Source organism: Bradyrhizobium sp. CCBAU 53421 (assembly GCF_015291625.1).
Lineage (GTDB): Bacteria > Pseudomonadota > Alphaproteobacteria > Rhizobiales > Xanthobacteraceae > Bradyrhizobium.
In genome coordinates, this window is record NZ_CP030047.1 from 1,686,304 (window position 1) to 1,711,807 (window position 25,504).

At 60.8% G+C, this 25,504-nt stretch carries 20 protein-coding genes, 4 pseudogenes and 1 riboswitch; of the genes and pseudogenes, 19 read left to right on the forward strand and 5 right to left on the reverse strand.

What is annotated here, in order from left to right:
- Window positions 1–48: 48 nt before the first annotated feature.
- Window positions 49–914: pseudogene (locus XH92_RS07955) on the reverse strand (IS5 family transposase); the annotation flags it as partial.
- 262 nt (window positions 915–1,176) lie between these two features.
- On the opposite strand from XH92_RS07955, the pseudogene XH92_RS07960 reads away from it, so the two are divergent.
- The 3 genes and pseudogenes from XH92_RS07960 to XH92_RS07970 form a co-directional block, all read left to right on the forward strand.
- Window positions 1,177–1,624 (forward strand): annotated as a pseudogene (locus XH92_RS07960) (ATP-binding protein); the annotation flags it as partial.
- A 703-nt stretch (window positions 1,625–2,327) separates the two neighbouring features.
- Window positions 2,328–2,879: a tyrosine-type recombinase/integrase gene (locus XH92_RS07965; protein ID WP_246788312.1), complete on the forward strand. Its 552-nt coding sequence runs from the start codon at window positions 2,328–2,330 to the stop codon at window positions 2,877–2,879.
- Between the two features lie 121 nt (window positions 2,880–3,000).
- A pseudogene (locus XH92_RS07970) lies at window positions 3,001–3,233 on the forward strand (ATP-binding protein); the annotation flags it as partial.
- A gap of 246 nt (window positions 3,234–3,479) precedes the next feature.
- On the opposite strand, the pseudogene XH92_RS07975 reads toward XH92_RS07970, so the two are convergent.
- Together XH92_RS07975 and XH92_RS07980 are read right to left on the reverse strand one after the other, a co-directional pair.
- Window positions 3,480–3,718: pseudogene (locus XH92_RS07975) on the reverse strand (IS5/IS1182 family transposase); the annotation flags it as partial.
- A 230-nt stretch (window positions 3,719–3,948) separates the two neighbouring features.
- On the reverse strand, window positions 3,949–4,827 hold the full coding sequence (locus tag XH92_RS07980; RefSeq protein WP_194458732.1) for a LysR family transcriptional regulator: 879 nt from the start codon (window positions 4,825–4,827) through the stop codon (window positions 3,949–3,951).
- A gap of 241 nt (window positions 4,828–5,068) precedes the next feature.
- On the opposite strand from XH92_RS07980, the gene XH92_RS07985 reads away from it, so the two are divergent.
- The 3 genes from XH92_RS07985 (at window position 5,069) to XH92_RS07995 (ending at window position 9,449) form a co-directional block, all read left to right on the forward strand.
- A complete protein-coding gene (locus tag XH92_RS07985) occupies window positions 5,069–6,052 on the forward strand; it encodes an ABC transporter substrate-binding protein (RefSeq protein ID WP_194458733.1) in 984 nt (327 codons plus the stop codon).
- 546 nt (window positions 6,053–6,598) lie between these two features.
- Window positions 6,599–8,287 carry a methyl-accepting chemotaxis protein gene (locus tag XH92_RS07990; RefSeq protein ID WP_194458734.1) on the forward strand — a complete coding sequence of 563 codons (1,689 nt, stop codon included), beginning with the start codon at window positions 6,599–6,601 and terminating at the stop codon, window positions 8,285–8,287.
- Window positions 8,288–8,426: 139 nt separating this feature from the next.
- Window positions 8,427–9,449, forward strand: coding sequence for a PDR/VanB family oxidoreductase (locus XH92_RS07995; RefSeq protein WP_194458735.1), 1,023 nt, complete (start codon window positions 8,427–8,429; stop codon window positions 9,447–9,449).
- A gap of 416 nt (window positions 9,450–9,865) precedes the next feature.
- Here XH92_RS07995 and XH92_RS08000 read toward each other — a convergent pair whose 3' ends face one another.
- Window positions 9,866–10,885 (reverse strand): aromatic ring-hydroxylating dioxygenase subunit alpha, encoded by a 1,020-nt coding sequence (locus XH92_RS08000; protein ID WP_194458736.1) that lies wholly within the window; start codon window positions 10,883–10,885, stop codon window positions 9,866–9,868.
- A 218-nt stretch (window positions 10,886–11,103) separates the two neighbouring features.
- A complete protein-coding gene (locus XH92_RS08005; protein ID WP_194458737.1) occupies window positions 11,104–11,406 on the reverse strand; it encodes a hypothetical protein in 303 nt (100 codons plus the stop codon).
- 158 nt (window positions 11,407–11,564) lie between these two features.
- Between XH92_RS08005 and XH92_RS08010 the strand changes: the two genes are divergently transcribed.
- From XH92_RS08010 to XH92_RS08070, 13 genes are all read left to right on the forward strand, one after another.
- The gene (locus XH92_RS08010) at window positions 11,565–12,725 is read left to right on the forward strand and encodes a mandelate racemase/muconate lactonizing enzyme family protein (protein ID WP_194458738.1); all 1,161 of its coding nucleotides are present in this window, start codon (window positions 11,565–11,567) and stop codon (window positions 12,723–12,725) included.
- Between the two features lie 35 nt (window positions 12,726–12,760).
- A complete protein-coding gene (locus XH92_RS08015) occupies window positions 12,761–13,939 on the forward strand; it encodes a Xaa-Pro peptidase family protein (protein ID WP_194458739.1) in 1,179 nt (392 codons plus the stop codon).
- Between the two features lie 110 nt (window positions 13,940–14,049).
- Window positions 14,050–15,489, forward strand: coding sequence for an amidohydrolase family protein (locus tag XH92_RS08020; protein ID WP_194458740.1), 1,440 nt, complete (start codon window positions 14,050–14,052; stop codon window positions 15,487–15,489).
- Between the two features lie 46 nt (window positions 15,490–15,535).
- Window positions 15,536–15,638, forward strand: a riboswitch (glycine riboswitch).
- Window positions 15,639–15,784: 146 nt separating this feature from the next.
- The gene (locus tag XH92_RS08025; RefSeq protein WP_194458741.1) at window positions 15,785–17,062 is read left to right on the forward strand and encodes a D-amino acid dehydrogenase; all 1,278 of its coding nucleotides are present in this window, start codon (window positions 15,785–15,787) and stop codon (window positions 17,060–17,062) included.
- Between the two features lie 200 nt (window positions 17,063–17,262).
- Complete coding sequence (locus XH92_RS08030) at window positions 17,263–18,351, forward strand: NAD/NADP octopine/nopaline dehydrogenase family protein (protein WP_194458742.1); 1,089 nt, start codon at window positions 17,263–17,265, stop codon at window positions 18,349–18,351.
- Window positions 18,348–19,238 carry a dipicolinate synthase subunit DpsA gene (locus XH92_RS08035; protein WP_194458743.1) on the forward strand — a complete coding sequence of 297 codons (891 nt, stop codon included), beginning with the start codon at window positions 18,348–18,350 and terminating at the stop codon, window positions 19,236–19,238. Before XH92_RS08030 ends, XH92_RS08035 begins: the two co-directional genes overlap by 4 nt.
- Entirely contained in the window at window positions 19,235–20,581 is a 1,347-nt protein-coding gene (locus XH92_RS08040; RefSeq protein ID WP_194458744.1) for a dihydroorotase family protein, read from the forward strand. The genes XH92_RS08035 and XH92_RS08040 overlap by 4 nt, the downstream gene beginning before the upstream one ends.
- On the forward strand, window positions 20,560–21,261 hold the full coding sequence (locus XH92_RS08045) for a resolvase (RefSeq protein WP_246788314.1): 702 nt from the start codon (window positions 20,560–20,562) through the stop codon (window positions 21,259–21,261). Before XH92_RS08040 ends, XH92_RS08045 begins: the two co-directional genes overlap by 22 nt.
- Entirely contained in the window at window positions 21,261–21,461 is a 201-nt protein-coding gene (locus XH92_RS08050; protein WP_194458745.1) for a 2-hydroxymuconate tautomerase, read from the forward strand. Before XH92_RS08045 ends, XH92_RS08050 begins: the two co-directional genes overlap by 1 nt.
- A complete protein-coding gene (locus XH92_RS08055; RefSeq protein ID WP_194458746.1) occupies window positions 21,458–22,447 on the forward strand; it encodes an isochorismatase family protein in 990 nt (329 codons plus the stop codon). The genes XH92_RS08050 and XH92_RS08055 overlap by 4 nt, the downstream gene beginning before the upstream one ends.
- Before the next feature lie 217 nt (window positions 22,448–22,664).
- On the forward strand, window positions 22,665–23,405 hold the full coding sequence (locus XH92_RS08060) for a GntR family transcriptional regulator (RefSeq protein ID WP_194458747.1): 741 nt from the start codon (window positions 22,665–22,667) through the stop codon (window positions 23,403–23,405).
- A 26-nt stretch (window positions 23,406–23,431) separates the two neighbouring features.
- Entirely contained in the window at window positions 23,432–23,899 is a 468-nt protein-coding gene (locus XH92_RS08065) for a RidA family protein (protein ID WP_194458748.1), read from the forward strand.
- Window positions 23,900–23,903: 4 nt separating this feature from the next.
- Complete coding sequence (locus XH92_RS08070) at window positions 23,904–24,902, forward strand: GTP-binding protein (protein WP_194458749.1); 999 nt, start codon at window positions 23,904–23,906, stop codon at window positions 24,900–24,902.
- Window positions 24,903–25,504: the final 602 nt, after the last annotated feature.

Below are 25,504 nucleotides of genomic sequence, written 5' to 3' on the forward strand. Positions count from 1 at the left end.
GTGAAGAACGCGGACGAGCGCTGATTTAAGCGATGTTTTGAGCCGGACAGTTTCGGCGAGCGCCCGGATGATGGCAGGCAAGAGTTCTGCGAGCCATCGCAGGAGCAGGCCGAAGTTGTAGCCGGCCGCTGCGAGGACGGCGTTGATACAGTCGCCGACGCGGCCTTTGAGATAGTTGCGGTCCATGCGGTGCTCGGCCTTGACGTGACCGATGACGGGCTCGACAGCCGCACGACGCTTCATCTCGCGCCGGATGGAAGCCGTGACGCGACGGACCTAGCCCGAGATCCAGACCCTGAACTGGTGCGGATGGTTGTGGCCGCGGTACCCTTTGTCGACATGGATGCGGCGAGCCTCCACGCCGGTGAGCTTCTCCATGTCGGCGACCACGGGGCCGAGCGTGTGCCCGTCGAAGGGATTGCCGTGCAGCGCCTTGGCATGGAGCACGAACTGTCCGCCCTTCGGGGACGTCACGGGGGTGGCGATACTGACCTTGCAGCCGAACTCGTAAGGCGCGCGGGCTTTCCCCTTGCCGATGCACTCAACCTCCAGCGCATGTAACGCATAGACCTTGGGGCCGCGCTGATGCTGATCCTGGGTGCGCACCGCTGCGTCAGTTCAAGCAGCGGGCCGAAGCGAGCTTCCAGCGCCGCATCGCCATCAATCTTGCGGCGGATGTCGCGGATGATCCGGCCAAGCCGCGTCCGCAGGAACTTGAGCTGGCGCGGGCGCGTTTGGTGGGCGTGGGTATAGCGGCCGACCATGATGGCGGCGCGCTTCGCCAGGCGCAGATAGCTCTGGCGCAGCGGCACACGATTGCGCTTGGCAAGCTCAACGAGCTTGGTGATGGCCCGATACATCAGCCGCGCGTCGGTCGGATGCGCAACGGCATTGGGCTGCACCGTGGTATGTGCGCCATGACGGCGCGAAGAAGGAGGTTGAATATGTAGACCATCTTCCGAGCAGCCTTGCTGCGCAAGAGATGAGGGCAGGTCCCTCGGACTCGGATTGCAGGATCAGAGTCCAAACCGCCAACGCGCGCACCTATGGCTCGGTCAAGTCGATCCTCGCCAACAATCTCGATCGGCGTCCTGCTCACCAGCGCTCCGCGGACGATGCGCCGATCCTTCATGCCAACATCCGTGGACCGCGCTACTACAATTAGGAGACCCTCCCTTGCTCACTCATCCGACCTTCGACCGCCTCAACGCCCTCGGCCTGCACGGCATGGCCAAGGCTTTCGCCGACATCGAAGCCACCGGCGAGGCCGCAAGCCTCGGTCACGCCGAATGGCTTGCGCTGCTGCTCGAACGTGAAGCCTCGCTGCGCTACGACAAGCGACGTCGACTACCGCACCCCGCGCGGTCTTGACCGCCCGCTGTTCGCCAGCTTCGTCGAGGGCCGCTGGATCGACGACCGCGTCAATCTCCTGATTTGCGGCCCGGCCGGCGTCGGCAAGAGCTGGCTCGCCTCGGCGCTCGGCCACAAGGCCTGTCGCGACAATCGCTCCGTGCTCTACCAACGTGTCCCGCGCCTGTTCGACGACCTGGCGCTCGCACGCGGCGACGGCCGCCATCCGCGCCTGTTGCGCGCCCTCGGCCGCGTCAATCTGCTGATCCTTGATTTATGTGGAGCGCACAGTGATGTGGAGCCGTATCGATCTCCCCGCTATTAACAGCCGCTTCGACCGTTCCTACTCAACATAACTGACGACGGTAGCGTGGTTCTCCCAACCATCCAACGGGGGCAACCATGCTCGAACACTTATTTCGGAAGGTTCACCGTGCTACACGGGATCGCCCAATGGCGCTTTGTTGGAAGATTTCGCCGCTTGGCTCATCTCGGCTGGATACGCCCGACCCATAGCCTGCCGCCACGTACGAGGGCTAAAGGAAGCCCTCGATCGGATGGGCGCGGCGCGGCTTGATTGCGATACCGGCGTTTCAGAGAGGTTTTTCTCGCAAGCATTTTCTTCTACGTCATTGCAAGGCACTCGATGCGCCGTTGTACGCTTTCTCACCGTGAGAAGACTGCTCGTCAGGGAACCGGCGCCAGACCCGTTCTCATCGCTTCTTGATCGCTACAAACGGCATCTATCGGAGGTGCGTGGCCTTTCCAGCGCGACGCTGAACAGCACATCGCAACTTTCTTGCAACCGAACAGCCCGCCCATCTAGCCGAGCTGCAGCGCGTGCTAGGCGTACCGTTCAAAGGCGGCGCGCGTAGCAAGCCGATCGAATACCTTGAGCCGCAGGAAGTCGAAGCGTTGCTCAAATCGATCGATCGCTCCACGGAACGGGTAAGCGCGACTATGCCCTGTTCGCACTGATGCTCAATACGGGTGCCCGTGTTCAGGAGATACTCGATCTGCGCCCGTGCGACATCCGCACTGATCCTCCTCATCAAGTCCGGCTGCGCGGCAAAGGCGGCAAAATGCGATTGTGTCCAATTTGGCTGCAAACCGCACGGCTTCTGCAGGACCTCTCGAACAGTGCTGCTCATTCAGAGGGCGGCGACTCTCCGCTGTTCGTGAACCGCCAGGGCAACAAGTTGACCCGCTTTGGCGTTCGTTACCTGCTCAAGAAGCACATCACGGCCGGAGCCAGTGCAACCCGCACGCTGCAGGAGAAGCGGATCCATCCCCATTCCTTGCGGCATACGACCGCCATCTTTCTCCTGAAGGCGGGAGTCGACTTCGCGACCATCAGCCAATGGCTCGGGCATTCGTCGCTGAACACTACCATGACCTATGCAAGGGCGGACATCGATCTAAAACGCCAGGCGCTAATGCAGGTGTTCCCTGAGATCCTCGCACCGCCTCGTGCCGGGCACGTCTCCTCTGCGGCGATCAACATCGTTGATTGGCTGAAGAGGCTATGACCTACAGGTAAATTATGTGGAGTTGGCGGCTGTCAAAAACCGGACCGGCGCCGATTGTCGACCCTCAACTCCACATCACTGTGCGCTCCACATAAATCGAGTCACGTTGAGCTCAACGTGACTCGATGACTGGGGCCTCGCTCCGCTCGACGCCGGCGCCCGCCACGATCTTCTGGATATCCTGGAGGATCGCTACGGTCGCCGTTCCACCCTCGTCACCAGCCAGCTCCCCGTGGATACATGGCACGTCCGACTTACGCTGATGCCGTGCTCGATCGCCTCGTTCACAACGCCCACCGGCTCGACCCCACCGGCGAGAGCCTGCGCCGAACCCTGCCATCCACCCGACCGTAACGCTGTGGACATGCCGCTGCGCTTGGACAACGCAACCGCGTTGCCCACATGCCCACAGCAACCGCAGACGAAAAAACAGGTTCAAGCCGCGATTCCAGATTGACCACGCAGCTTGACCGATGCCAGAGAACCAACCGGCCAGAACGCCTCGCCACCGGGCGAGATCAAATCGGAGAGGTGGGCGACATCGTCTCGGAATCAACGGGCGATTTCAGATCGGTGCACCTGTGCGACTTCGTCGGAATCCGCACACAGCACCTCATCCGACAGGTTGTGCATGTGCTTCAGGATGACAGGCCGGCGACAAGCCGCGTCGGCAGCCCCGGTTGCCCCGGACCGGTTTGGCACACCGAACCAAAGCGGTCATCCAGAAACTTCCAGTCGATCAGAGCCGCCAACCGCACCAGCGGGTGGCCCATGTCGATGATTTGATCAAGCGCCGGAAGCAACAGGTCTTTCCGGCGATCATCCAGCGGTTTGCTCATCGCCGTCCCCTATGCCGATAACCCGCCGTTAGGGAATCACGAATCGCTGCGAAAGCAAAATCTCAAAACGCAAGAAACCGCGGCCCAACAACCGGCTTTCCTGCAAAATTGAATACTTTATTGAGACACCTTCTGCTTACCCATCAGGCCGATCCGACGATTTTCGGAAAGGATCAGGCTCAAACAAGGAGCCAAAGCGCGGTAACGATTCCACCGGGTCTCGTTGCGCCCTAGCTCGAATTGCGTCGTCGATGGGCAACGTCGAGAATGAGAGTTCGCAACCACTGCTGCCCGGGATCCCTATCCTGCGAGACCCGCCATTGCAGCACATCGGTCATCAAAGGGAGGGATATCGGGGCCTCCACTTTCCTGATCGGCAGGGTGGCCGCCGCGCGCTCAGCCAGGTCTGCGGGGATGAGCGCGAGAAATCGGGTCCCGATAATGGCTTCCGGGAGCAGCGTGAAGCTTGGTGCAGTTATCCCGGCCTGCGGAGCCCGGCCAAATTGCTTGAAGAACCATGCCTCGATGAAGGTCGTTCGCTCGCTATACGCCTGTGCGTGGCGCATCTCGAGAAACTCGTCGAGCGTCAAGCTGTCCCCGACACTTTCGTTGTCTTTCCATACGATACAAACGTAGTTGATCGAAGGGAGGGCGGAGAACGGACAATCCTCCAGCATGAAACGATCCGGAACGATCAGGAAATCGATCTCAGTACGGAAAAACCGGGTGCTTGGACCTTGATAAAAAATGTCCACTGAGGGCGCGATCGCCCGCAGCTCGGCGAGGATATCAATGATCAGGGTCGCCCAGACATAGTCGGAGCAGGCGATTGTAAACTGTCGCTCGGACGTCGCTGGATCAAACGAGCTTCGCATTGACATAAGCTTTTCCGTTTCGGCCAGAATCGTCCGGAGCGGCCCTGCCAATTCCTCCGCGAGAGGTGTGAGGGCCATTCGGCGCCCGTTCCGAATCAGCAACTCGTCTTCGAAGTGCGCGCGTAGCCTCGATAGAATTCCGCTCGTTGCCGACTGGCTCAGAAACAATCGCTCGGCCGCGCGCGATATGTTTTGATGGGTCAAGATCGCGTCCAACGCGACGAGCAGGTTCATGTCCAGGTGCCGAAACCGCATGGTTGTTCTCTTCGGGGTTTCCATGGTCTGCTGGGGGATCCTCTCCCTCCCTGGCGCGAATGTACCTGACGCTGTCCGGCCGTCGCCACATTTGCGCGCACGGGTGCGCAAGCCGCTTGACATTGCGTTTTCGTGATCACAATATGAGATCAAAATGAGGTGAGCAAGTGCTGTGCGACGGCCTGGACGGCCACGCGCAGCCATCAGCGAGGAGGGGTTCGTGCCGAAGCTTCGCAAACTTCTTGGGCTTTTTGCGGTTTCGATTGCCGCCTCGTTCGTGACGACGCCGGCGTCGGCACTGGACACCGTGAACGTCAGGTTCAGCTGGAAGCTCAAGGGGGAATACGGATTCTTCTACCTGGGTAAAGAGAGGGGCCTTTACCAGAAGAAGGGAATCGACGTCGTCCTGGGAGAAGGCGCTGGTGCACAGGCTGCGCTCGGAGGACTCGTCAAGGGCAATGAAGACGTCGTGATTGTCCCGGCGATATTTGCAATCTCGGCGATCGAGAAAGGAATGCCTGTTAAGCTCGCGGCGATTTACCAGGAGCGAGCGCCGTTCGTCTTGATCTCATGGCCCGACAAGGCGGTGACAACGCCCGCCCAGATGGAAGGCAAGTCGCTGGCCGTCTCCGTCGGTGACCCCGCCACGACCTACCTCGATGTTTTTTGCTCGATCAACAAGATAAACTGCGACAAGATAAACAAGGTTCAAGTCGATCCGCAGTTGAAATTTCCTCAGTTCATGCAAAAGCGCGTCGATCTCATCAGCGTCTATACGAACGTTGACCTGCCCATCGTCGAAGAACGCGCTGGCACGAAATTTCCCACGTTGGAATTGCCGAAATTCGGTCTCAACGTTCCCGGGCTGGCCGTCGTGGTGAGTAACAAGGGGATTGCCGAGAAATCCGAGGCGCTCAAGCGGTTCCTCTCGGCGAGCGAAGAGGCGATCGAGCTGACGAAGTCGGACCCTGCTGCAGCGACGGCGGCGCTGAAGAAAGCCTGGAGTGCATCGCCGTCCGACGAATTGATCAAGGCGCAGGTCGTTGCAACGTCGGAAACGCTGACATCCGAAAAGGGGCGGCCGCTTGGCTGGATCAGCGACAAGACCATTTCGGACGCGTTGAAACTGATGTCGACCACGGAGCAGATCGACGCTAACAAGCCAACGACGGACTTCTATACCAATGACTTGCTGAAAAAGTAGGTCGAGCCAAGTGTCCAGCGGAGCTGACATGCCATCGTCCGCTGCCGGCTCGCTGACCCGATCGATCTCTGCGTCGGTGTCATACACCGATGCCAGGCGTCGCGGATCGCTGCGCGGATTTCGTCCGTCGGTGTGACCTCCCGGATTCTGCGGCACGCGTAAGTGCAGGGAGGCGCCCTTGGCTATCGTCGAGCTGGGCCCGCGCGTCTTCCGGCCAAGGCAGGCGGACACCGACGCACGCGCGCCGGGCCCGAATGACCGAGCGGCAGGCCGCATCGACCAGACCATCCGGGAGCGGGATGATGCGCGGTCGAAGCCGTCCGGCCACAGACGCACTGCATCCCTCCCCGCTTGCGGGGGAGTTCGGATCGCATCTCGAGATGCGATTCGGGTGGAGGCTCTCTCCACCATACGACTCACGAAGAGACCCTCCACGTCGGTTCTGCTCCGCATGCGGGGGAGGGAACACAGTCCCGATGCCGCTCAAACCTCATCCCACCCCGCTCCGGTCGCCTGGGCTGACTTCGTCCGCCAGCAAGAGCAGAAATGGCTCGCATGTTTGGATCTCTCCGCATCTCCACCAAACTCCTGATCATCGTTTTCTTGTCGATCATCGGCATGATCGGCACTGCCGGCATCGGCCTGTCAACCCTCAAGGACACCTTGCTCAGGGATAGGATGGCCAAGGTGAAGGAACTGGTTCTGCTGGCGCGCACGGCGATCGAAGCCGATTATCAGGCGGCGCGCGCGGCGGGTCTGTCGGAGCAGGAGGCTCGTGAACGATCCAAGACACTGCTGCGCTCGTTACACTACGACAATGACAACCGGTTCTACGCTGCGACCAAGGCAGGGATCCTCGAGGTGCATCCGAAGCAAGCCCTCGAGGGCAAGGATATGATGCAAACGAAAGATGCGAACGGTGTCTATTTCTTTCGTGATGCAGTCGCAGCCGCCGATCGGGGCGGTGGTTTCGTCACCTTCAGCTTCCCGCGCCCCGGGGGCAGCGAGCCAGTGCCGACCCTGACTTATGCGACCGAAGTTCCGACCCACGGCTGGGTTCTAACCAGCGCTCTCTATATCGACGACATCGATCAAATCTTCTGGTCCGAGGCGCGACGCCTCGGAAGCGTCGTCTGCGTCATCCTTTCGCTCGTGGTTGGAGTTTCCCTCCTGATCAGCCGCAACGTGGCCAACCCTCTCGCCGGCATGACGACGGCGATGCTCGAACTCTCGAACGGGAAGACTGGGGTGACAATTCCCGCCCAGAGCAGAAAGGACGAGATCGGCGCGATGGCCAGATCTGTCCAGGTCTTCAAGGAGAGCATGAATGAGACAATTGGCTTGCGTCAGGCTCAGGACGATTTGAGACGGCAGAGCGAAGCCGAGAAGAAGCGGCTCATCAGCAAGATGGCCGATGAATTCGAAAGCGATGTCCGAAGATCGCTCGATACGCTCGCCAAAGCTGCCCGCGAGATGCAGGTCACGTCGGAGCGCATGTCGACCAACTCTGAGGAGGCGACCGAACAGGCGACAACCGTCGCGGCCGCCGCAGAGCAGACCTCGGCCAATGTGCAGACGGTCGCTGCCGCAACGGAGCAGCTGTCCGCATCCGTTCATGAGATCGGGCGCCAGGTGAATCAGTCAACTGCGATTGCCGCGCGGGCCATGGATGAAGCGAAGCGCACGAACGAGGTCGTGCAAGGGTTGTCGGCTGCAGCGCAGAGGATCGGCGACGTCGTGAAATTGATCACCAATATCGCCGGTCAGACCGACCTGCTGGCCCTTAACGCGACCATCGAGGCCGCGCGCGCGGGTGACGCCGGCAGCGGCTTCGCTGTGGTGGCGAGCGAGGTAAAGTCGCTCGCCGGCCAGACGGCGAAGGCGACCGAGGCAATATCCGCGCAGATACAGGCCATGCAAGGGGCGACCAACGATGCAGTCAAGGCGATCGAGGGTATTGGTCACACGATCGTCTCAATCAACGAGATTACGGTAGCAATTGCCGCGGCCATTCAGCAGCAAGGCCTCGCGACGGGGCAGATCGCGCGCAACGTCCAGGAGGCGGCACGCGGTACCAACCAGGTGTCCGACAACATCGTCCGCGTCAATCGAATGGCGGGAGAAACCGGGGCCGCAGCGCAGCTCGTGTTCCGGTCGGCCGAACAGCTCAGCAAGCAGTCTGCAGGCTTGCTTGCTGACGTGGAGCGCCTCGTCGCCGATATTCGGGATGCATAGGCTGCGGTCTCTGTGGCTTCCCGACCAAGTTTACGGCGGGCCGTCGTGTTTTCGTAGAACTATCGACTTGGCCGATAGCTCAGCTCCAGGAAACCGATTTCCGCGTCGTCGTGGAATTGAATAGCATCCAGCCCTTGATATGCGGCTGTCCGGTAGCGGGTTTGTCGCTCTTCGCATCTATCAGGCTGTTGAAGCGATGGTCGATCCAGAACATACGATGGACGTGAGGATCCGCAGGATCCATTACGTCGCCACCGAGATCGTGAGCATCGAGCTCGAACCCGCAACGCCGAATGAATTGCCGAGCGCGTCTGCCGGATCGCATGTCGATGTCCATGTCTCGGACAGGATTATTCGCCAATACTCGGTTTGCAATGATCCCGCTCGCTCGGGCTACTACAGACTTGCTATCCTCAACGATCCCCACTCGCGAGGGGGATCCAGAACGATTCATGAAACGTTTCGTGAGGGAATGATCGTCAAGATCGGACGGCCGCGCAACAAATTCGAGCTTGTTGAGGATGGCGGGCGCGCGATTCTTCTCGCGGGGGGGATTGGGATCACCCCGCTGCTCTCGATGGCTTACAGGCTTCAGGCGATCGGCGGCGACTTCGACTTCCACTTGTGCGTTCGTACGCTGGATCGTGCGCCCTTCATCAACGAAATTTCGGCTGCTCCGTTTGCAAAGCGATTTCGGCTTCATGTTGACGAGGGGCCGGCAGACCAGCGATTTCAGCCAGAGCGCGATCTGAACGCGGTTTGCTCGAGAACAAGTGTCTACATCTGCGGCCCAAAGGGCTTTATCGACTTTGCCGTGTCCGCCGCGAGAAAAGCGGGTTGTCGTGAGGACAGGATTCATACCGAGAGCTTTTCCGCCGGCGAGGTCAAGGGCGGCGACGCGTTTACGGTTGTCGCGTCACGCAGCGGCCAGAGATTTGTTGTGCCCTGTGAAAAGTCGATCGCGTCGGTCCTTGAGGAAAATGGAGTAGCCGTCGAGCTCTCGTGCGAGCAGGGAATTTGCGGTACTTGTTTGACAAAGGTTCTGAAGGGGCGGCCCGAGCACCGGGATTCGTTTCAGACGGACGTGGAGAAGAATAGGAACGACAGGGTTGCGATCTGTTGTTCCCGCTCGTTGTCCGACGAGCTGGTTCTCGACATATAGCGGTGTCCCGCGTGGGCGCCCAACTCGACGCACATGCGTCGGACCTCTCATCACCACTTGGGTAAGTAGCCGGCTTCCCGCCAGTCTGGAGAAATCCGGTCGAAGCGTCGCGTCACATTGGTCCTAGCAGCAGTTCCTTGGAGAATCCTCGACGAGCGCGCACATGGTGTGAGCCGGCGCTAGCACGTACCCGACCGGGACTGCGGAGGGCGGCGCCGGTCTCGTGGCCCGGCTCCGAACATTGCCGGTGCATCAATGCCCGGAATATTCTCTCGCGGGACGCCGAAAAAAATGGCCGCCGGTGTGAAGCGGCGGCCAAGTTTAGGGAGAGACGGCAGACGCCCGGTCTGCCAGCGGAACCGTTCATGACGCCGGCAGCCTTAGAAGCTCGGCAGTCCGGCGATCGATCTTAGCAATTAGGGTTGCTCGGCGCGGAGCTGGGCCTCCACGATCCGCCGTGCCCTGACTGCCGGGCCGTCGGTCTGTAGAAGAACCGGCTTCAGCGACATCAAGTCCTGGGTGTTCACCCTGCGCTGTTGAGCTTCGATAACCGGCTTGTCCTCGTCGTCGAAGACCGCCACGCCGACCCTCAGCAGCTCCTCGCTGAGCTCATCCTCATCCTGACGGAAATCGCGGGACATGGCCCAGAAGTAGTGCGTCGTCGTTTCGGTTTCTGGCGTGAGCAGATGTGAGGTCGGAATCGAAAGTCCTTCTTCCGGCGGCCTGCCGACGCCCGTCATGCCTACGTCAAGCAGGAGGAGGGACGGTGCGTTCCACCGCATGAAGTTGCGATGGTCGCCCCGTTGATCCTTTGGATACCCCAGCATCTGAAAATACTTGTTCGGAAATTGGTTGGGGCGCGAGAATCTTGCCCAGACCTCATTGAGTTGCGGGTCCTTCTCGGCCTCGAACTTCGGCGGCCCCTCGGCATTCTTGAACATCGGGTGAATGTACTGCCCGTGGCTCAAATCGAGCAGATTGTCGGAAATCAGTTGATAGTTCGCCTTGACGTGGAGATAGCTGCTGGCCGTACGAAACTTCGGGTTAGTCAAAACGCTGAAGTCGGCGATCAGGGACTCGTCGGCCTTGCTCGCGTCGCCGAGCCAAAGCCACGCTACATCGTACTTTTCGACGACCTTGTAGCTCTTGACCTTGGCCGCCCTCGGGATGGCGCCATCGCCATGCGGATTAAGCGTACATGCGCCGCTCGAATCGAAGCACAGACCATGATAGCCGCATTCGACGATGTCGCCCTTGAGCTTCCCGAGATGCAGCGGGACAAAGCGGTGCGGGCACCGATCGGTGAGAGCGGCGATATCGCCCGCTTCCGTGCGGTAGAAGACGATGTTCTCGTTGGCGATCGTGCGTGGCAGCAAGCTACGTGTGATTTCGCGCGACCATGCAGCGGCGTACCAGGTGTTCTGGATGAATGACATGGGCTCCTCTTCTCTCCGTTCGACGGCTGTCGGAGGAAATTCCCACCATTAGAGTCTTTTTAAAAATCCGCGTTTCCAATGCGACATATCGGGATTTCCGATAGTTGCTGATTGAACGGGCTATTCGTTATCCCCGCTCTAGTCAGAGGGGGAGGGGATCGGCGCGCCGACGGGGTTAGCGTGATGGGTCACGCAATGAGTGTGTGAGCTGCAGCGCTCTAGCTGTTCTCATCCATTTCAAAGACGTGTCGCTCGAACCGTTCCACCAGCGTATGCATTGCCTGGCGTGCTTGAGTAAACGCCTCCGAGCCTGCGCGAGCGGCCATATCGGCCTCGTATGCGGCGAGGGAGGGAAATCTGCACTCCCACCGGACGTCAGGCCCGCTTCCCTCGCGACGGACAAGGATCTCGCCGGGCTCCAGGCCGAGTTCGCGCCGGATCGCGGTTGCCTTGCGGCGCTGTTGAAGCACCGCCGGCGCCTTACCTTCCTTCGCAAAGTAGTTGGTTGCTTCGACGATCAATTCTTCCTCCTCCTAGGACCCGCGAGCCCAAACCACAAACCCGCCGTCTCGACCCTTGACTTTGCGCTTCATGATCATAAAATGTGATCACGTTTGATGATTGCGACACTGTACTGCAAAACCGAGCTGAAATGCAAAACGAAAAAAGGCAGACCCTTTTGCCCACGATCAAATCCGTCGAAACGCTGATTGTCCAACTGCCGACCCGGCGCGAGCACAAATGGGCAGGTCTGACCGAGGTGATCGGCCGATACGTCGTCGTCAAGATGATCGACAGCGACGGCCGCGTCGGTTGGGGCGAGGCGCCGGCGCTCAAGGATTGGGGTGGCGAGTTCGGCCGCTACTTCGGCGAATCCGCGCTGATCACGCGAGCAGTCATCGATAACTATCTCGCGCCAGCGATCGTCGGCGTCGAACTCGGCAATATCGCCGAGCTGCATGCGCGAATGGACGCCGTCATCAGGGGCTATCCCTATTCCAAGGCCGCTGTCGAGTTCGCTGCCTACGATCTCGCTGGTCGCTGGCTCGGAGTACCGGTGCATACCCTGCTCGGCGGAAAGGCGCGCGATCGGGTGCCGGTGACGCATTCGATCGGCTTGATCTCGATCGAGGAGGCTCGCGCCGAAGTTACCAAGCTCGTCCAGGAGGGCGTGCGCACCATCAAGGTGAAGATCGGAGTTGAACCGGATCGCGACGTTGCGATGGTCGACGCCGTGCGCGAGGTCGCGGGTAGCGCGGTCGAGATCTGCGTGGACGCCAACGAGGGTTACAAGACGCCCGGCGAGGCCGTTCAGATCGTTCGCCGGATGGAGAAGAACCGACTGAAATATGTCGAGCAGCCGGTTATGGGCATAGAGCGCATCGCCGAGGTCGGTCGCCGCATCGATCCGCCCGTCATGGCCGACGAGTCGGCCTGGAATGCCCATGATGCGATCCAGATCATTCGATCCGGCGGCATCCAGATCGTGTCCATCTATACGACCAAGGCCGGTGGTCTCTACAAGGCCATGGAGGTCGGCGCGGTGTGCCGGGCCGCCGGCATCATCTGCAACGTCAACGGCTCGATCGAGACCGGCGTCGGCAATCTCGCCAATGTCCAGCTTGCCGCGGCCTCACCCTCCGTGACCCTGTCCTGCGTCATTCCGATTTCGACGCCGGCCGAGTTTCAGCACGGTCAGGTCGCCGGCATCTACTACCGGGATGACCTGCTCGTCGAGCCGATTAAGGTCGTCGACGGCGCAATCGTCGTTCCGTCCGGACCGGGGATGGGCATCGAGGTCGACCAGAAGAAAATCGAAAAGTACCGCGTGCGAGACTAAGCACGCAGCATAAAAGTTGAAAAAAGGGAGCAGTCATGCGGGCAGAAATTGTCGCGAAACAAGTCAAATCAATGTCTCAGCATGGGCTGGATGCCATCATCTGCTCTTCGCCTGAAAACTTTTCATATACGGCGGGGTTCGTCGTCCCCTCGCAGCCGCTCATCCGTCACCGCCATGCGATGACCATCGTTACCGCCGACGGCCGCACGGCATTGTTCGGCGTTGATATGGAGGCGTCGACGATCAAGCGTCGCCAGCCGGACGTGCCGACCCGCATTTGGGCGGAGTTTTCGGACGATCCAATGCTGGTGCTCGCCGACCAACTTGCAGGGCTCGGGCTTGGCCAGGCCCGCATCGGGCTCGAAATGGACTACCTGCCGGCGGGCGACTTCGCCCGTCTGCTGGCGGCCATGCCCGCCGCGAAGTTCGAGCGCGCCGAGCCGATCCTGGCGCGGTTGCGTCAAATCAAGACCTCGGACGAGATTGCGCTTTTGCGCAAGCTTTCCCGCATTGCCGACCAGGCGATTACCGACACGCTTGCCGTGGTCGACGAGGGAAATTCGGAGATGGACATTGCCGGCCACCTGACCCGCAATGTCTATTCGCTGGGGGTCGACCACTTCAAGCTGATGATCGTCGCGACCGGCGAACGCAGCGTGTTGCCAAATGTCGGTCCATCGGAGCGCATCCTGAAGCGGGGGGACGTCTGCCGCGTCGAGATCTTCTCCGTCATCGACGGGTATCAGGCCGGCGTCTGCCGTACCGCGATTGTCGGCGAGGCGCCGCCCATGGCCGAGAAGATCTGGGCCCATCTGGTCGAATGCAAATACGAGATCATGCAGGAAGTGAAGCCGGGCGCGAGCTGCCGCAAGATCTACGACGCATTCATCGCCAAGCTCGCCAAGCTCAATCTGCCGCCGATCTCCTTCGTCGGCCACGGTATCGGCCTGCATCTGCACGAAGATCCCTACCTTGGACTGACGCCGGTGCTCGGCAAGCCCGGCACCGATGCGCTGCTGGAAGAGAACATGGTGCTCGGTTTCGAGCCGCTTTGCTATGACACCGGCCATGGCTTCGGAATGCAGAACAAGGATATGCTGCTGGTGACCGCCAACGGGTCGGAGTTGCTTTCTGACTATGCCGACACCGACCGGTTGATTCCAGTAGGTACGGCCAGGAAAGGCGGGACCGTGCGCAAGGCCGCCGTCGCCTGACGGCGGCTCCCGGCGCGGGACGATCTGTTCGGTGGGGCGAAGGCCGCTTGAAGTGGCCCGCGGCGGGCCGGGCAGGCCATTCGTGACGGCAAAATATTGGGTGAAGAGGCATGCGCACGCTCATCAAGAACTTGAACTTCGCTTTCACGGTCGACAAGAACGACACGGTCGTGCGCAACGCCAGTCTCGTGGTTGAAAACGACCGCATCTCGGATATCGGTCCGGCCGATGACGTGGCCACACGACAAAAGGGCGTCAGCTTCGACAAGGTGATCGATGGCGGCATGCTTGGCGTCTGCCCGGGGTTCGTCGACAGCCACGTTCACCTGTCGGAGACGCTGTCGCGCGCGGTATTTCCGGACAACCTCAATACCCGCGCCTGGGTGTTCCACTGGGCCAAGCCGTTTTACGCCCACATCACCGAGGAGGACGAATACTGGGGCGCGCTGCTGGGCATCACTGAGATGCTGCGTTGTGGCACGACCTGCTTTCTTGACATGGGCTCGCAATACGATCCAGGCATCGTTATTCGCGCGATGGAAAAAGTCGGCATTCGCGGCATCACCGGCCGGCATGCAGCGGACAATCCTCCGCCTGAGCTGCCCCGCGGCTGGACCAAGGAAATGGTGGAGCATCATTTCTTTCCGAATGCCGAAGCTGCGCTCAAGGTGCTGGAGGATTGCGTCGTCCGTTACAACGGCGCCCTCGACGGCCGTGCCCGTTGCTGGGTCAATATCGAAGGCAAGGAGCCATGTAGTCTCGAGCTCCACGTTGGAGCGGTGAAACTGGCCGAGAGGTTGGGTGTCGGTACTACCTATCATCTCGCCACCTCGATCGAGGAGGCGAAGGTCTGCGAGAAGAAATATGGCTGCTGGCCCATCACTCGCATCGACCGGGCCGGTGGCATCGGAAAGAACCTGGTCATCGCACATGGCGCGGCCGTATCCGATGAAGAGGTTCGCCTGCTTGCCGAACGTGGTGCCAGCGTCGCGTTCTGTCCGTGCTCCTCGTTCAAACTTGGCAAGGGCGCGACTGCCATTGGCAAGTATCCGGAGATGGTAAAGGCTGGCGTGAAGGTCGGCCTCGGCACTGACGGCGTATCGGCCGCTGGCAATATGAATCTGATGCGGCAGATGCTGATCGTCGCCGGGATGTTCAAGGACGCGCGCTTGCAGCCGGATATCTTCACCGCACGGCAAGCCCTGCGTGCGGCGACCATCGAGGGCGCAAGGGCGCTGATGTGGGACGACGAGATCGGCTCGCTGGAGGTCGGCAAGAAAGCTGATTTCATTCTTTTCGACCTGGACCACGTCGAATGGACTCCGTTCTACGATCCGCTGCAAGCGTTGGTATTCTCCGCGTCAACCGCTTCGATCACGCAGACCTGGGTAGATGGCAAGGTGTCATTTGCCGACGGCAAGGTGCTGGGCGTCGACGAGTCGGAGATTCGGCGCAAGGCTCGACAACTTGCTGCTACTGCGGTCGAACGCGCTGGTTTGCATGACGAGGCGGTCGAGACGACCACGACCCTTTACGACGTCGGTAATTGACGTGCCTGGACTGGTTGCGGAGGCGTAAGAAGAACTATCGCGTTCAACAGGCTGCATGGGAGAGATCGGCCGCCGTCGCGACGGTGTTGGCCGGCGCCGAAGGAGCAACCCCCAGGAAACTCTCGGGCAAAAGTGACCATGCAGCTGAACGATCTGGAGAGCGGCACTCCGAGTGCCCACCGAAGGGGACCGCCGTACCGGCCGAGCCGTCGCGGTTAATCTCTCAGGTACAGTGACAGATTGGGGACAACCCGCGGGCCGCGGCCCGCTCCCAACTTTGATCGCGGAGAGTGAAATGCCACATGTTGTCGTCATCGGCGCCGGTATCACCGGCGTCACCACCGCCTATGCCCTTCTCAATCGCGGCTATTCCGTCACGGTGATCGAGCGTCAGCGTTACGCGGGCATGGAGACATCGTTCGCCAATGGGGGCCAACTTTCCGCGAGCAATGCGGAGGTCTGGAACTCCTGGTCGACGATTCTCAAGGGCATGAAGTGGATGTTGAAGCGTGATGCACCGCTCCTCATGAGCCCAACTCCGACCTGGCACAAGTGCCTCTGGCTTGGCGAATTCATCTTCAACATCAAGAACTACCGTGACAACACGCTGGAGATCACACGGCTCGCTATCGCCGCGCGCAAGCATCTCTTCGCCATCGCCGAACGCGAGAGCATTGAATTTGACCACGAGCGTCGTGGCATTCTCCACATCTATCGAGACAAGCAGAGTTTCGAACACGCGCTGAAGGTCAATGCCATTCTGGTGGAGGGAGGACTGGACCGTCGTCCAGTGACGGCCGCAGAGGTGAAGTCGATCGAGCCGACGCTGCATGGTGACTTCTTCGGAGGCTTCTTCACCCCGTCGGATTCCACCGGTGACATCCACAAGTTCGTTTCCGGTCTCGCCAGGGCGTGCGAGAGGCGAGGCGCGCGCTTCGTTCTTGACGCCACGGTGAGGCGGATCGCTCGGGATGGAGCCTGCCGCATCCAATATTCGCGTGAGACGCCTTCAGGGGTAACTCATGTCGATGAGATCGATGCCGACAGCGTCGTTGTATGCGCCGGCTCCGCGAGCCGCGACCTCGCGGCGATGCTCGGCGACCGCCTCAACGTCTATCCCGTAAAGGGCTATTCGATCACCGTGCACCTCGACGACGAGCGGAGTCAGAAAGCGGCGCCTTGGGTCAGTCTGCTCGATGACGCCGCCAAGATCGTCACCAGCCGATTGGGCGCCGGGCGCTTTCGCGTCGCGGGAACGGCAGAGTTCAACGGCATGAACCGCGACATACGCCAGGATCGCATTCGGCCGTTGGTCGACTGGACGCGAACGCTGTTTCCCTCCGTCGACACCAGCCGGGTCGTGCCTTGGGCCGGGTTGCGTCCGATGATGCCGAACATGATGCCGCGGGTTGGTAGGGGCAGGATGCCGGGCGTCTTCTACAACACCGGCCACGGCCACCTGGGCTGGACACTTTCGGCGGCAACCGCGGAGATGGTTGCCGAGTGCCTTGCCAGTGAATTCGGGACCGGCAGCAATGAAAGGCTCCGGCTGGAAACGAAGCGAGCGACCTAACACGGATCTCGGTTTTGTCGTGCAAAATGGCCGACCCCTTCGTGGATCGGTCGTAACCGATGCATAGCTCAATCTGACCGTGAAGTGGCCGCATACGGGGTGACCAATTCTCACGCTTGACAATCGCAATTGTGATCATAAGCTGTGATCAAAATAGCCTTCGACGGATGCGGGTCGCGCTCCGATTTGCGGAGAACAGAATGAAGGTCGCAGTACTTGGAGGAGGAGCGGGGGGCGCTGCTTCGGTCGCAGAATTGGTTCTTGCCGGCCATTCCGTTCATTTCTGGGCGCGTTCGGCCGAAACGCTCGAGCCGCACATCAAGCTCGGCGGCGTAGCCTTCGACGGCAAGCTTGGCGAGGGAGTCGCGAAGCCCGCTCTTATGACGACAGATCTCAAGTCGGCGATCTCCGGCGTCGACGTGGCGGCCGTCGCGCTGCCGACCTTCTCGCACGCGTCCATAGCCAAGGCGCTCGCCGCGGCCGGCTGGTCGTCGGACAAGCCGGTCGTGCTTAATCCCGGCCACACCGGAGGGGCGCTGGAATTCGCCGAGGCCTATTCGCGCACCGGCCGGGCGGTGCCTCCGGTCGTCGAGTTCTCGACCCTTACATACGTCGCGCGCAAATATCGCCCTGACGGCGTCACCATCAGCGGTCGGGCAAAGCGACTGAAAGCCGCCGCCCTCAACGGGGGAGCGGAGGCGCTGGAGGTCGCGGCCAGATTGTATCCGGGCGTCACGCCCGTTCGAGACGTTATCGCCTCCGACCTCTCCAACGTGAACATGGTCCTGCATCCACCAGGCGCGGTGCTGGGAGCCGCCTGGGTTGAAGCGACTGGCGGAAACTTCACGTTCTATGTCGATGCCATGACGCCCGGCGTCGCCCGCGTCATGCGGCAATTGGACGACGAGCGCTTGGCAGTCGCTCGGGCATTCGGGCACGACTTGCCGAACTTGATTGAAGAGATGAAGCTGCTCGGCACGGTGGAGGCCGATGTGGTTGACGTTACCGATTACCGCGCGGCAATCGCGGGCGGCGAAGCCAACCGCCGCATCAAGGGACCCGACTCGCTCGAATATCGCTACTACAAAGAGGATTTCGGTCACGGCCTGCTGCCCTTCCTTGAGTTTGCACAGATCGCGGACGTCAACGTTCCCGTCGCGACGTCACTCTATCGTCTTGCGCAGGCCGCGGTCGGAACCGACTATAGGATCGGTGGACGGAGCGCAGAAGCAATGGGGATTGCCGGCATGTCCAAACATCAGCTCATTGAGAAAGTAAGGGCATCATGAGTTGGCAGAACACAGTCATCGCAATCGTGGCTGGCGACGCACGCGAACAGGAGATCGCTCGCTGTGCAGTGAGAGCCGGAGCCGCGGTTCGAGCCTACGGCTTTCCCTGGCCCGACGAGGGTATCGAGGGCGTCTATCATGCCGCGGACGCAGCTGACGCATTGAAGGGGGCGGACATCGCGCTGTTTCCGATTCCGGGCATCAGCGCAGAAGGCGCACTTTTCGCACCAAAATGTCCGCAGAAGATCATCCCGACGAGCGAGATGTTGGCAGGCATGAGACGGCCCGGCCACATCATCCTCGGTTGGGCGGACGATAATCTAAAAGCGCACTGCAAGGCGCTCGAGATCGCACTGCACGAGTACGAATGGGACGTCGACCTCATGCTGCTGCGGGGGCCGGCGATCGTCGAGGGCGTACTGAAGGTGATCATCGAGAACACGCAGATCACGATCCACAAGTCCAACGTCTGCCTGGTCGGCCAGGGCACCATCGGCTCGCTTCTGACGAAGACGCTGGTCGGCCTGGGGGCTCATGTCCAGGTCGCAGCGCGCAACCCGGTTCAGCGCGCAGCCGCCTACGCGACGGGCGCCGAAGCGCTGACGCTCGAACAATTGCCCACGGTTCTGCCTCGCATGGACATCGTTATCGGCAGTGTTCCAAAGCGGCTGCTCGAGCGCACCCAGCTGGCTCTGCTGCCGAAACATGCGTTGCTGATCGACGTCGCGGCGCCTCCCGGAACCATCGATCGGGACGCTGCCGCCGAACTTGGGCTGAAGGCCGTCTGGGCGCGTGGCATGGGCGCGCGTGCACCGATCACCGTCGGCCGCAGCCAGTGGACTGGTATCAGCCGGCGTATTGAGGGACTACTGGAGCAAAAACAATGAAAGCGGATCTGGTCATAAAGAACGCGCGAGTGGTTCGCCACGACGGCGAATTCCACGGCGGTGTTGCGGTGAAGGACGGCAAGATCGTCCTGACTGGGGCCGACGAAGTCCTCCCGGACGCCAAGCGCACGATCGACGCCGAGGGGCGCGTGTTGATGCCGGGCCTGATCGACCCGCACTGCCATCTGGGCGTGAAGTTTCCCTTCGCTGAAGATATGCGCACCGAGACGGCGGCTGCGGCCTCCGGCGGTGTGACGACGGCGCTTCTCTATATCCGCAATCTGAAGGAGTCGTATCTCCCGTTCTACGAGGAACGCAAAGCAATCGGCGAAGAGAACTCGCTCATCGACTTCGGCTTTCATTTTGGCATCCAGCGTGAGGAGCATATCGCCGAGATACCCGAGGTCATTGCCAAGACCGGCGTCAAATCCTTCAAATGCTATTTCGGCTACGAGCCGGACAACCCGATCGGCATCGTTCCGGCAACGGATGGTTGGGTCTATGCCGCAATGCGCATCCTGGCGAAGGTTCCTGGCGGGGTGATCAACGTTCACTGCGAGAACACCCAGATCGCCTCCTGGATCAAGAAAGAGATCGCGGCCACCGGGCGTCACGATCTCGGTGCATACACGGAATCCCGCCCCGCATTCTGCGAAGTGGAGACCATCCGTCGCATGATCTTCCTTGCCGAGAAGACCGGCTGTTCGCTGCATCTGGTCCACACCTCCGTCGGCATGGGCCCCGTGCTCGCCGCTGAGGCGCAGGCACGTGGTGTCCGCGTGACGGTTGAGACCTGCCCACACTATCTCACCCGTACGTGCTACGACGAAGATCTCGACATGCGTGCGAAGATATCGCCACCGTTGCGCGACCGGAACGAACTCGAGGGTCTTTGGCAAGGCATGTTGAACGGCTCGGTCTACAGCCTTGGGACAGACCACGTGCCGTTCCTGCCCAAGAAGCTGGAGAATCTCTGGACCGAATTCCCGGGTGTGGTGAGCTTTCCCTGGGAGCTGTCGCTGATGCTTCATTTCGGCGTCCATCAGCGCGGTTTGCCGTTGACCCGGCTTGTCGAGCTCAATTCCTTCAACCCTGCTAGGCGTTTCGGGCTCTGGCCGCGCAAGGGCCATATCGATGTCGGCTTCGACGCCGACCTTGTACTGGTCGACCTGGACGAGCAGCGTACGGTCAAGCACACCGGGAAGGGCACGTGCATCTATGAAGGCTGGACGCTGAAGGGGTGGCCGGTGATGACCGTTGCTCGCGGTGACGTCATCTATGAAAACGGTGCCGTCACCGACAAGCACTTTGGTCGCGGTCGATGCGTGACCTTGCCGTCATGAGTGGTGGAGGCCTCGATCAGCTGGAACTGGCGGGCCGGGATTCGCTCATGCCGCGCCCGATGTCGGTAAGCGACGCGGTCGCCAATATCGTGGCGAGAAAGGACACGCTGCGCCAGGAGAGGTTGTCGGGAATCCACAATCCATGGGGGCATGCGATCGGCGTGACCGATCCATGGGTTTTTCTCGGCCTGTGCGAGAGCCAAGCTGTCGTCGATGCAGCGCGCGACGTCCTGGGGCCGGACATCATCCTGTGGGACAGCGAGCTGTTTGCGGAAATGCGCAGCTATGCCGAATTTCTGCGCGAAGGGCGGGAGGGGCGGTATTGGCCGGTGACGCCACTTGAGGGGGTCATCGTCCTGCTGCCCGTCGGCCAAGCCGACCTGCGACCAAGGGCAATCGGCCTGAACGAGATCGGCACGAATGTGCTCGAAATGCTCGATCCGTCGCAGCCGCTTTATGTAATCCGGCTGATGTCGGCCAGCAGTCACTTCGATCGGGACTCGCAGCATTCCGCCCATCGTGCATGCATGGAGGAGCAGGTCTTGATCAACTATGCCAATCGCCCGCTGTGGCTGCTCAGCGGTGTCGATCGGGCAGGGAACGATCTGGTTACGGGTTTCGCGGCCGCCGCGCCCACTTGGGCATCCGGCGCTCTGCCCATCAAAAAGGGAGGTCTCTAATGCCGTTTGTCGTCGTCGAAATGTGGGAGGGCCGTACGGTCGAGCAGAAGCGCCGACTCGTAAAGGCCATCACCAATGCAATGGTCGAAGAGGCCGCCTGCAAGCCGGATCACCTGCATGTGGTGATCCATGAAACGCCCAAAGACAGCTGGGGCCGCGGCGGCGTACTCGGCATCGACATGGTGGAGGACAAGAAATGAGCCTTGAAGCCCTCGACTATCGCAAGTCGGCCCTGCTGGTCATCGATCTGCAGAATGCCTTCATCCACGAGAAGGGAACGCTGGGTATTTCCGGTGTCGATACCAAGCGCCTGTCCTCGATCGTTCCGCCGCTGGCAAGGCTCATCAAGCGCTGCCAAGCCGTCGACATCCCCGTGATTTGGACAATGCAGGAGCATTTTGCCGTCGACCGGAATCGCGCAAAGAAGAAACTGCTCGGCCATACCGCCCGGCGCAAGCAGGTATCCGCACTCGCCGGCAGCTGGGACGAGGAGATCATTGACGAGCTCAAGCCGCTGGCCGAGTTCAATCCGTCCTTCGTGATCCGCAAGCATCGCTTCGGCGCGTTCTACGAGACCCGGCTTGAGATGATGTTGAAGATGCTGGGGACGCAGCACCTGTTCATTACCGGAGCGACCACCAATGCTTGCGTCGAGACAAGCATCCGCGAAGCCTATCTCCGCGATCTCGACGTGATCGCCGTCGAGGACTGCGTGTCGGGCGTCAATGAAGCCTGGGAAGCCACCGCCAAGCAGGTGTGGAAGCAGTACTTCTGCGAGCTCGCGCCTTCATCCGACGTTCTCGACTGGATCGCCGAGCAGGTGAAGCCAAGGGTTACCAACTACGGTCATCAGTTGATCATGGTCAATGACATCGACAAGTCGGTCGACTTCTACACCAAACAGCTGGGATTCACCGTCCGGCCGGCCAAGCCGCTCGCCGACGGACGGCCCTTCGTTGCTTTCCATCAGGGCATAGCCTTGATCAACGGCAAGGCTGCAGATCATCGTCAGCTTGATCATATTGCTTTTGAGGTCAACGACGTGCGAGCGCTCGATGCGAAGCTGAAAAAGGCCGGCGTGCACTACTACAATGAACTGCACGACGGCCCTTATGGTCTCACGATCTACATCGCCGATCCGGATGGAACCAAGGTCGAGCTTTACCAAGTTGGAGCCACCGCTTGACCCCGCTAGGCCACTCGGCATGTCCAACCAACCTGGACGTGCCGTTTCGTGGTATCGCTGCTGCACGGTGCGGTTGCCGCCTGCGTTCAAATCCGCTACTGATCACGATATGAGATCACAGGCGTGCGCCGGCCGTCTAGGTCCTCGAAAGATGGTCTCGACGTCCGCAGGCATACGGGGTCGCGTGAAGCGGCCTCCTGAAAAAGAGGGACGGGAAATGCGGGTCGAGAAAGCGGAAGTTGCCGGCAACGGCAACGAAGAAGGCAAGCGGCAGCGGGGGCACATCTACGAGCGGGTGCTGAACTACATGCGCAGGGGCTTGATGGTCGGGGCCTTCGTTCCAGGCCAGGTCATGAGCTTGCGCAAGCTGGCGGTGGGGCTTGGCACCAGCCCAATGCCGGTTCGCGAAGTGCTGAGCCAGCTCGTCGCAGCGAACGCCTTGGAGGAGACAAAGGGGGGCTCGGTGCGCGTGCCGAGGCTGAGTCCCGAGAAGCTGAGTGATATCTTTTCAGTGCGCGAACTGCTCGAAGGTACGGCAGCCGAGCTCGCCGCCAAGAAGGCTTCACCTGCGCTGCTTGGTGAGCTGACTTCCATCAACAAGCAGCTGCTTCATGCGATCGCCAAGCGGGACATCCTGAACTGCCTCTCCTTCAATCAGAAGTTTCATTTCACGCTCTACCAGGCCAGCGAATCGGAGACGCTTACCCTACTGATCGAGTCGCTTTGGCTGCAGTTCGGGCCGACGATGTACATGTCGTTGCTGATCCCCTCGAAGCCTTGGAGCGCGTCTCATCACGAGACCATTCTGGCGGGGCTTAAGGATGACAACGCAACCGCGGTCAAACGCGGGACGATCCAGGACATCCGTACCACCCGCCGGGCTTTGCTCAGCATCTCCGGCCCGCAGGGTGCTGAGCTGCCGTTCGCTCAAGGAATGGAACTGCAGTTCGACGACTGACGACAAGTGATCCGGAGTACCGCACCATGACTGAAAAAATTGAGCAAAGGCTGTCCGAACTGGGCATTAGCCTGCCGGCAACAACATCTCCAAGCGCCAACTACGTTTCCGCCCGCAGACTGGGCAACCAGATCTACATATCCGGGCAGGTACCCAGCGCGGGCGGCAAAGATACCTACACAGGCAAGCTCGGCTCGGACTTCTCCGTGGAGGAGGGGCAAATGGCTGCGCGTCTATGCGCAATCAACATCCTCGCCCAGCTCAAGCAGGCACTGGACGGCAATCTCGACCGGGTGGTGGGGGTCATTCGGCTGGGCGGGTTTGTCAATGCTGAGCCGGATTTCAGAGATCATCCCAAGGTGATCAATGGGGCGTCTGATCTGATGGTGGAAGTGTTCGGCGAGGCGGGGCGCCACGCCCGCGCGGCCGTCGGCTGCAGTTCGTTGCCACGCAACGTTCCGGTCGAGGTCGATGCCATATTCGAGGTGAACTAGGCTCATGCAGCCTGCCGGTTCCTCCCTCGATGCGCGGATCCCGGTTCATGTGCTGACCGGGTTCCTCGGAAGCGGCAAGACGACCTTTCTGCGCCACCTGCTCGAAGAACCGAACCTCGCGGACACCGCGGTGATCATCAATGAATTCGGTGAAATCGGACTGGACCACCTTCTGGTGCTGGAGGTCTCCGAAGATGTCGTGCTGCTGTCGTCGGGATGTCTGTGCTGCGCCGTGCGCGACGACCTTGTGTCGACCTTGGCCGATCTTTCGGCGATGGTCAGCTCCGGCGCGGTGACGCCGTTTCGCCGGGTTGTGGTCGAAACCACCGGTCTCGCCGATCCGGTGCCGATCGTACATGCAGTGATGGGGGCGCCCGAACTGCAGCATCGTTATCGGGCCGGCAGCATCATCACCACCGTCGACGGCATCAATGGGCTCGACAGCATCCGGAATTTCTCAGAAGCGAGCCAGCAGGTAGCGCTGGCGGATTGTGTCGTCATCACCAAGTCGGATCTCGTCGAGAGTTGGCAATTGGATGCGCTCAAACTCGATGTAGCCAGGATCAATCCCTCGGTGCGTTCGCTGACCTCGAGCAAGCACGCGATGCCTTCGGCAGCCGATGTCCTGGATCATGGGGATGACTGGAAGCCCCACTATCTCAGGGCGCCTGGCAGGCTCGGGCGAGGCGTGCACAGCTACGGCATAGAGACCTTTACAGTCGACGTGACGAGCGAAGTCGAGTGGCCGGCCTTTGTCGATTGGCTCGAGCTGTTGCTCGCCGCGCGAGGTCAATCCATTCTTCGTGTTAAGGGCTTGTTGCCGGTCAGAGGAGAAGAGCGGCCGGTTGTGATCCACGGTGTGCAACACGTCGTCTATCCGCCGGAATACCTGCCGCGGTGGTCCGAAGGTTCGCCACGCGGTTGGCTTGTGTTCATCGCGCGCAACCTGACGAGCAGTGCGATCGAGAATTCCCTGCCGAGCATCTTTGCCGCCAGGCACTAGCGCGCTTCGCGCGACGGCCGGTGGGCCATGGTCCGTCCACCTGCAATCGCTTCAATCGCAGGAGCGGTCAGGGGGTAGCCCAACATCTTCCATGCCCTGACAGCGTTCCGAAGCTCGTGCGGAGCAGCCGCCGTCGATTCCGCCGGCGTCAACGCCTAGCGCGGGGCAGCCGTCTCGAGAGGTGGCTCCCAACTATGCGCAGCGGCCGCCCGCGCAGGCGAGGGACCAAAATTCTCGCGCCAAGCGATCGCGCGATCATGCCCCGCTGAGCACGGCCGGCAACGTCTACGATTTCCCGGTGCCCAAGGCCTGCTGCCGCGGACGTTCGACTTAAGAGCATCATCGACAAGTGAGCCTATGATGCCAAGAAGCTTGCGCGAGCGACTCGCGCGGCGGTGAGCCAAAGCGGTCATCCCGCCGAATCCGACCTCAAGTATCGGGGCCAGCGTGATCAGCACATGTCCGGCTGCCCTCAAAGACTTCAGCGCACCGCGCCCCACCACGAAACGCGAACAGAAAACGTCTTGTCCACAATCCTTTTGGCAGCAGCGCGCTCCTGGTGGATCAATTGAGTCCAGGGCCCAGCTCGTCTCATCGTGATC